Raw genomic sequence first — 8,405 nt, forward strand, 5'->3', positions numbered from 1 at the left:
CGCTCCCCGATAAAGTCATTCGAGGACAGGCTTCGCGGGAATGACGGGAAGGGCCTGGATTTCCGCTTTCCCCTGCCTGCAAGTGCCCGCCGGACAGGCGGGTAATGACAAAATTTACCCACTCACTTCCACGATGAGCCAAAATTATTTTTCTCTTTTTATCTCAAGTACCCCGGCCCCTTGAATCCCATCTTCTTTTAATTGAAGTAAAGCTTCATTGGCTTGGTGAAGCATGAAGGTTTCGGTGTGGGTCTGGATAGGGATCTCCTCCGCGAGATGAAGGAGGGCTTCTCCGTCTTGGCGGGTATTGGCCGTCACACTGATCAGGTTTTTCTCATGAAAAAGATGTTGTTCATAGTTTAAGGAGGGAATATCTGTGAGGTAGACGCCTGCTAGGGCCAGGGTTCCTCCTTTGTCCAGCGCTTCGAGGGCCACGGGAACCAACTCCCCCACTGGGGCAAAAAGAATGGCTGCATTGAGTTTTTCAGGAGGACGATCGGTGGCTCCTCCTACCCAATGAGCCCCTAATTGCAAGGCTAGCTCCCGGTGTTTTTCCCCTCGGGTGGCGACATATACCTGGCAACCCCAGTGTCTTGCAATCTGGATGACCACATGGGCTGAAGCCCCAAACCCATAAAGTCCCAGCCGTTCCCCTTTTCGAATACAGGTACGATGAAGGGCCCGATAACCGATGATCCCAGCGCAAAGCAGAGGTGCTGCTTGTTTCGAAGGGAGTTCCGGAGGGATTGGATAAATAAAGTCCTCCTTGGCGATCAAAAATTCAGAATACCCCCCATCCACATCGTATCCGGTAAAGACCGGATTTTCGCAAAGGTTTTCTTCGTCCCGGTGGCAATACAGACACCGTCCACAAGAGGAAAATAACCAGGCCACACCTACCCGGTCTCCAACTTTAAAACGATGGGTGTCTGTGCCGGCTTGCCTGATATAACCGACCACCTGGTGGCCTGGAACCACGGGAGATTGATGAGGGGGCAGGTCCCCCTCGATGATGTGCAAATCGGTGCGGCAGATGGCACAAACCGCTACCTCAATGAGGACTTCCCCTTTTTGAGGTTTCCGCGACGTTTTTTCAATCAGGCGTAAGGGCTTTTCTTTCATGGGGGCCCGTTGGGCCAGGATCATTGCTCTCATGGGAAAAACCTTTTTAAGGGCATTGAAACCAAACAAGAAAATTATACAGGACATGGATTGGTTAAGGAAAGGCTCTTTTATGGTTCGGGTTTAATAAAAGGATTGCGGAATTTTTTCCGGTATTGTAGAAATAAAAAAGCCTGTTTTTTTTCGAGTGGACCATTAAATGTATTTGAATGTAAAAGTCACCCCAAAATCTTCTAAAAATAGGATTTCCGGGTGGGTGGGAAAAACCTTGAAAATATGCGTCACCGCGGCTCCAGAGAAAGGGAAGGCCAATGATGCCATGATCACTGTTTTATCTAAAGCCTTGGAGATATCCAAGTCCCAAATCCGGTTGGTCCGGGGAGAGACTTCTTCCCAAAAGGTGGTTGATATTGACGGGGGGGAGGATTTGGATCTCCTTCAACGGTTGGAGGAGCATCTCAAAAGAGACCCGCCCTAGCCGGAATTAAGAGAGAGTTCTCATTTGAGAGGCTTTTGCAAATAATTCGTCCGGTTCTTTGGCGTCTTCTGGAAAATTACTGTAGCCAACACGAACGACCAGGGGAGTGACCTTTCCGGAGTCTACACTTTTCAATTTCACCTCAGAAACATTTCGGGATAACCGGGAAATAGCTTCATAGGCCCGCTCCCCGGTATCGGGCATCAGAATGGCAAATTTGATCTTTTCCACTCGCACAATGATGTCCACATTCCGAAAGGTTTCCCGGACAATCCCTGCAATTTGTTTCACCAAATCTTTTCGGGCGGGTCGATCCAATTGTTGGAAAGCCTTTTGTTGGTCATCCACCTCCATGATAATGAGTGTGAGGTTTCTTTGATAACGCTCTGCCCTTTGGACCTCTTCGGGTAACCGAAGTTGAAGATAGCGGTTGTTTTTTAATCCGGTGGTCTCATCAATGGTAATCAGGGCTTGACGGGATTTAAACTCTTGGGCTTGGACCAGTGATTTGCCAACATAATTTGCATATTTTTCCAAAATTTCCATATCATCAACGTGAAAAGAAGTGCAGGAAAAAGAATTATACATGAGTTTATTGTATGCCGTGAGTGTCCCAATCGGTTGATCGTTTCCGAATAAAACAGTTGATAAAGCAGAACGGTAGGGAAACGATTCAGGGGATGGAAACTCTGACTCTTCCAGATTGGGAATGGAGAGGGTGTTCTTTGTTTCAAAAACCTTGGAGGCGATCAGGCGATCTAAATTAACCAATTCCTGATCAATTTCATCCCGATGAAGTCCATAGGTGGAACCTACCAATAGCCCTTTCCCGCCCGGATCGGCAATTCTTAAAACAACGGCCTCAGCATCCATGATCATGGCCGCGGAACCGGTGGCAAATCGAAGAACTTTATCCCGGTCATTAGTGGACAATAATTCCAGACCTTCCTCGTTTACAACAGTTAGCTTTAAAACCTTTTGTGACATGCGGTGCCGTTCAACATCACTTGCAACCGCCGAAGCCAGCAGGTCACACAAATCTTTTCCCAGTTTTAAAGTCTTCATGGGAAGCCGGGGGAGATTGTCAAATTCAAGATGAATGACCCCCACCATTTCAGAAGAGGTGGAAATGGGAAGGGACAAGGTGGCTGGCCAGGTGCCCATCTCCTGTTCGGGAGGAAGAACGGCATTAGGGTCTTGTTTGAGGTAAAAAGGATGATTGAAATGAGCGGTTTGACCGATGACCCCGGTTCCTTTTCTAATCCGCATCAAACCGATCATTTGGGGAGAATAATGAGTGGTGGCCTGGAGCATTAAATCATCGCTATAGGGATCCTTCACAAAAACAGATCCCCTTAAAGAGGATAGTCCTTCAGTAATTTTTCCCAAACTTTTTTGAAGTTTCTGTTGAATGGGAAATTTTGAATCCATGATTTCCCGTACTTCTTTGCGAAGGGCTTCTGTTAGGGAGGCTTCCCGAATATCCTTGAGGGTCAGTAATTTTTTAATAGGCCTGATCAGTTGAGGCGACATTTTCGATAAAAAATCAAGATCCTGTTCGTGAAACGGAGCAGAATCCGTTCCACGATAAAGAAAAAGAACCCCCAGGAGTTGATTATCCTCTCGGATAGGGATCCCAATGAGGGCGGTTACTTCTTCTCCATCCAGAAGCTCTTGTTCCCATAAGGAGAGTTCCCCTTTAGGTAAGAGGAAAGGCTGGCCAGTCCGGGCGATATGACTGATGACCCCCTTTCCCCCTTTTAAAAGAACTTCGGGGGGATGCCATTTGGGAGCCACCCCACTTTCCCTGGCCATAGCCAAAAACACCCTTTTTTCATCCTCTTCCAGTAGGAAAAGCTCTGCCCCTTCGGCATTGGTCGCCAACAGAGTGCTGTCTAATAGGTACCGGTAAAATTCCTCCTCATCGCTTGCTAAATCAATCTCCCCAAGGGGACCTTTGAAATGTTCAAGAAGGTAGGCCTGTCTTTTGGCAAAATCTTCCGAGGTTTTTGCAGGAATTTTTTTTAAGGAATGGTTCAGTTGAAAGACCGAATCCCTGGAGATTTCCACAGGGGCTCCTAATTGATAAAGATCGCGGTGAAGATTCGGGTTCCCTGAGGCATCAATGATTTGACGCACTCCGGTTCTGCCTTTCAGATCGGATATTCGTTGACTGAGTTCAATGTGAAGGGATTCGTTGAAGCTGAAACCGTAATCTTTGAGATGAAAGACCAGGGCACCACGGTCCGGTTCAATGATGAGAGCGGAATCATGGGTTCCCTCTTCAACCAAAAGGGCCAATGTTTCCAGTCCCCGTTGGTTTCCCCCTACAAGGGCGATGCAATTCCGGGTTTCATTCATCCTGTAATCTCTTTGAGGAGTCCCTTTTTTTGGAGATGATGAAGAAAATGGATAATTTCTTTTCCCTGTCCATTGGGAGAGATTTCCATAGTCGGTTCATCACCTGAAGTGGGTGCAGAATGGGTAGAGGGTGGATTTTTCCGGTCATTAGAACGTTTCATTCCCTCCGCAATTAAGGAATGAATATCTTTGGAGATAGTTTCTTCATCGTTGTTGGAGATTTCCCCTACCGAAAATTTTGCCCCCTTCCAACCCAACAGTTCAAAAAGGGCCTCTTCCCCTTCTTGGGACCCCATACAGGCACCGCTGACCCTACCTTGCCGAAAGTAAATTTCGCCGGTTTGTTCTCCCCGGACTAATTTTACCTTGCAGCTTCGCTTATTCATGGAAAGGACCTGTAGGATATCTGTCAGGGACATATCCTGTAAGATCCCGCTTGGGGATGAGACCTCAGGGGAAAGGGTTTTTTGACGTTGTTCATGCCTTCTTAGATTTTTCTCTACCTTAGCCAACAAATCATCAAATGCGTAGGGCTTGGGCATGTAATCACTCATTCCAAAATCCTGGGAATAGTACTCAACGGGAAGGGTTTCTGTAGAGGTCAGAAAAATAAAAGGAATTTCAATCATATTAGGGATTTTATTGAGCAGTTTTTTGAATTCCCAACCATTGATTTCGGACATCATCACATCGGTGATAATTAAATCAGGCCGAACAATGATTGCGGTTACCACGGCATCTTTAATTTTTTCTGCGGTATAAACCCGGTAGCCGGATTGAGAAAACCGGAGCTCAAGGACCTTGAGGAGACGGGGGTTATCATCAGCGATTAGAATCTTTGTTTTGGCGATCGTTTCTATGACGTATCCCCTTGTTGAAAAAAGCTTTTTAGTTGTAATTCAATATACAAGCAACCCTAAAACCTGTCAAGATTGAGGGAAAAGGGGAGCGGGACTAAATAATGGGAAAGCCTTTCAAATTTTTTCTTTTCTGGAGATCTTAACAAGGGTGCCAGGATACAATAGGATAAGCGGAGATGAGGTTCTCTTTGCTCAAAAGGGTGGCCTCTTTCTTGACATCACTTTTTAAAAGCCTTAGGATTAAAACTCAATGCCAAATGGTCATCAGGATTTATGGAAATAAGAGAAGAAACAAACATTTCAAACTATCCCCGGGTCCAACAGGCTTCCTTTGATGGTTTAGATCATTCCGAATTGGTTCAAGAAGGAATCGGTCGGCCTGTCAAAGCGGGAACCCAATATATTCTACCGGGGGTTCTCTTTATTGCCACGGTTTTTACAACCCTCCTGACCGGTGCGTATCATCAAGGGGCGGATCCTTTGCGAAACCCTGCAACCCTTATTCAGGGAATGCCTTTTTCCTTCACATTGTTGGCTATTTTATTAACTCATGAATTTGGTCATTATTTCGCTTCGAAGAGGCATGGTGTTCCTGCCACCCTTCCCTATTTTATTCCCGCGCCACCCATTTTTCTAATTGGAACATTAGGGGCCTTTATCCGAATGAAAGGGCCAATTCTTCGAAAAAAAGCCCTTTTGGATATTGGGGCGGCGGGTCCCATTGCGGGTTTCCTTGTGGCCATCCCCGCCATTATCATTGGTTTGCAGCAATCTGTTGTGGTGAAATTGGATGGGGCAGGAGGACTTTTCTTAGGGAACCCTCTTCTTTTTTCCGTTCTTTCGAATTGGATTATTGGACCCTTACCCGATGGCTATGACGTGATTCTTCATCCGATTGCTTTTGCCGGTTGGATTGGATTGTTTGTCACGTTTCTGAACTTGATTCCTATTGGCCAACTGGATGGAGGCCACATTGCCTATGCTTTCTTTGGAGAAAAACTAAAAATTATTTCTAGAACAATGGTTGGTGTTTTAATTTTACTGGGGCTATTGGGATGGTGGGGTTGGTTTTTGTGGGCTTTTTTAGCTTTTATCCTGGGGAGTGGCCATCCCCCGGTTATTGATGGTCACAAACCCTTTTCCTGGCAAAGCCGTATGATTGGTGTAATGTGTTTAATCATTTTTTTAATTTGTTTTATGCCGGTTCCTTTTCAGCTTTCCCTGCCTTAGGAAAAACAGGTTTTTAAACCCTAAGCCTGTTCCCTTCTGTTACCCGCTTCTTCATTCACACTTTGAAGGATCAAAAACCCGATTAGAAAAAAGGGAATCAGTGAAAGAACCGCATACCGTTGGTTTCCGGTCAAAGCGGTAATCATTCCGTAAACCGGGGGTCCAATGGTGGCGGCTAGTTTCCCGGTTAAAGAAAAAAAACCATAAAACTCCGTGATTTTTTCTTTTGGGGCAAACAAACCTAAAAGGGTACGGCTGGAGGATTGATTGGATCCCAGGGCGACACCCGCGATCAGCCCTAGAAAATAAAATTGTGACTTGGAGGGAACAAAAAAGGCCCAGATCATGAGTGCGGTCCAAATAAAAAGGGTGATGCTAATTGTTCGTTTGGGCCCAATCCAATCGTTGATGAATCCGAAAGCATATGCCCCTAAGGCTGCGGAGATTTGCATGATAATAAAGAAGATGATCAGGTCTTTCGGGGAAAAATCTAAAACAGTTGCTGCAAAAATACCCGCAAATACAATAACCGTATTGATTCCATCTATATAAATGAGAAAGGCCAGAAAAAATTTAAAAAGTTCTTTATACCTGCGGATCTCATGAAACGTTTTCCAAACCCGGCGCAATCCGATAGTCCAGGAGGCGTTGGCCTGGCCGTTGGGGATGAAAAACCGCCTTTCTTGGAGATAAGAAAATGAGGGGAGCGCAAAAATGAGAAAAAAGCCCGCGGTGACGGGAAAGCTGAGACGATAATAAAAAAGATTTTCTTCACCCAACCCCCCTTGGATTAAAGGATAAACCAAAACCAGAGAAACAAGGCCCCCCACATAACCCAGGGCAAAACCATATCCGGAAATTCTTCCCATGTTTTCAGAGAGGGAAAGGTCTTTCAAAAAAGCATTGTAAAAAGCCAACCCCCCGTTAAAGCCGATATTGGCAATGGCAAATAAAAAAATCCCTAACACGATATCCCCTTTTTCAACGAAAAAAAGGAAAAAGGTTGCTAAAATGCAAAGAAAGCTAAATCCAATTAAAAGATTTTTTTTGGTTCCGGTGTAGTCGGCCAGTGCTCCCAAAATGGGGGAGATGATTCCCACAATCAGCATGGAGGCCCCATATCCCCAACCCCACCAGGCTTCGGGGTTATGCCCCTCCGCTACCACCTTGGTGAAATAAACACTGAAGGCAACGGTTACGATAATGGTGGTAAATGATGAGTTGGCAAAATCGTAAAAACACCATGCCCAGATTTCTTTTTTGGTGATGGGGATCGGAGTGGGTTTTGAAGGAACGTCAGCCCTCACGGGTCATCTCTCAGGGTTTAGTCTGGGTTAACACCTGAATCATTTCCTGATGAATTTTCCCATTGCTGGCCAGAATTTCTTTCATGTAAATAGAAAAGGGATTCCCTTTAAAATCACTAACCTTTGCTCCGGCCTCTTCGGCGATTAAACTTCCTGCAGCGGTATCCCATGGGGACAGTTTTAATTCCCAGAAACCGTCGAAACACCCCAAGGCCACATAGCAAAGATCCAAAGCAGCCGAACCCGTTCGGCGAACACCCTGGCAGCAACGGGTAAAATGAATAAAGTGGTCAAAATTGTTCTCGTCGCTAAATCGGGCATCATAGGCAAACCCGGTCACCAAAAGAGATTCCGAAAGCGATTGGATAGAAGAAACACCAAGTTTTTCTCCGTTTAAGAAAGAACCTTTTCCCCGTTCAGCGCTAAAAAGGTGGGATCGAACTGGGTCATAGACGACTCCAACCTGTATTTTCTCATCTACTTCCAACCCAATTGAGACACAGAAGGAAGGAAACCCATGGGCAAAATTGGTGGTTCCATCCAAAGGATCAATAATCCATTTCCAGGAGGATGGTGTCTTCACTCCCTTTCCCTCTTCGGCAAGAATTTGATGGTCAGGGTATTTCGCTCGGAGATATTGAACAATGGTTTCCTCTGATTTTTGATCCGCCTCGGTGATTAGGTTGATGACACCCTTGTAACCGATTTTCAGGTCTTTCCCTAAATAATTCATAAGCAGTTTCCCAGCCCTTTGGGCGACCTCGGAGGCGGTTTTTAGATATTCTTCCATTTTTGTCCCGCGTGATTGGTTGATGAAACCGGGTCACTATAACATACTCCGTTTACATTTTAAAAAATAAAGCAAGCCGGAGATTGATCCTGGGCACCGATGCCTTATAGAATAAAGGCTCATCGTGGAAGTGAGTGGGTAAATTTTGTCATTACCCGCCTGTCCGGCGGGCACTTGCAGGCAGGGGAAAGCGGAAATCCAGGCCCTTCCCGTCATTCCCGCGAAAGCGGGAATCCAGAAGATGTTGATTTTTTGAA

At 45.8% G+C, this 8,405-nt stretch carries 7 protein-coding genes; 2 read left to right on the top strand and 5 right to left on the bottom strand.

The window, feature by feature from the left end; all coding sequences use genetic code 11:
• Positions 1-144: 144 nt before the first annotated feature.
• Positions 145-1,155, bottom strand: a complete 1,011-nt coding sequence (locus tag VGB26_04095) for a zinc-dependent alcohol dehydrogenase family protein (protein HEX9756965.1) — start codon at positions 1,153-1,155, stop codon at positions 145-147.
• Positions 1,156-1,321: 166 nt separating this feature from the next.
• Between VGB26_04095 and VGB26_04100 the strand changes: the two genes are divergently transcribed.
• Positions 1,322-1,600 carry a DUF167 domain-containing protein gene (locus VGB26_04100; protein HEX9756966.1) on the top strand — a complete coding sequence of 93 codons (279 nt, stop codon included), beginning with the start codon at positions 1,322-1,324 and terminating at the stop codon, positions 1,598-1,600.
• Positions 1,601-1,606: 6 nt separating this feature from the next.
• On the opposite strand, the gene VGB26_04105 is transcribed toward VGB26_04100, so the two are convergent.
• The gene (locus tag VGB26_04105) at positions 1,607-3,961 is read right to left on the bottom strand and encodes a sensor domain-containing diguanylate cyclase (GenBank protein HEX9756967.1); all 2,355 of its coding nucleotides are present in this window, start codon (positions 3,959-3,961) and stop codon (positions 1,607-1,609) included.
• Positions 3,958-4,860: a DUF4388 domain-containing protein gene (locus tag VGB26_04110; GenBank protein ID HEX9756968.1), complete on the bottom strand. Its 903-nt coding sequence runs from the start codon at positions 4,858-4,860 to the stop codon at positions 3,958-3,960. The genes VGB26_04105 and VGB26_04110 overlap by 4 nt, the downstream gene beginning before the upstream one ends.
• Positions 4,861-5,094: 234 nt before the next feature.
• Here VGB26_04110 and VGB26_04115 point away from each other — a divergent pair, with 234 nt between their 5' ends.
• Entirely contained in the window at positions 5,095-6,051 is a 957-nt protein-coding gene (locus VGB26_04115) for a site-2 protease family protein (GenBank protein ID HEX9756969.1), read from the top strand.
• A gap of 20 nt (positions 6,052-6,071) precedes the next feature.
• Here VGB26_04115 and VGB26_04120 read toward each other — a convergent pair whose 3' ends face one another.
• Both VGB26_04120 and VGB26_04125 read right to left on the bottom strand, forming a co-directional pair.
• Complete coding sequence (locus VGB26_04120; GenBank protein HEX9756970.1) at positions 6,072-7,358, bottom strand: MFS transporter; 1,287 nt, start codon at positions 7,356-7,358, stop codon at positions 6,072-6,074.
• A 10-nt stretch (positions 7,359-7,368) separates the two neighbouring features.
• Positions 7,369-8,148, bottom strand: coding sequence for an inositol monophosphatase family protein (locus VGB26_04125; GenBank protein ID HEX9756971.1), 780 nt, complete (start codon positions 8,146-8,148; stop codon positions 7,369-7,371).
• Between the last annotated feature and the right edge of the window lie 257 nt (positions 8,149-8,405).

The organism is Nitrospiria bacterium (genome assembly GCA_036397255.1).
Lineage (GTDB): Bacteria > Nitrospirota > Nitrospiria > DASWJH01 > DASWJH01 > DASWJH01.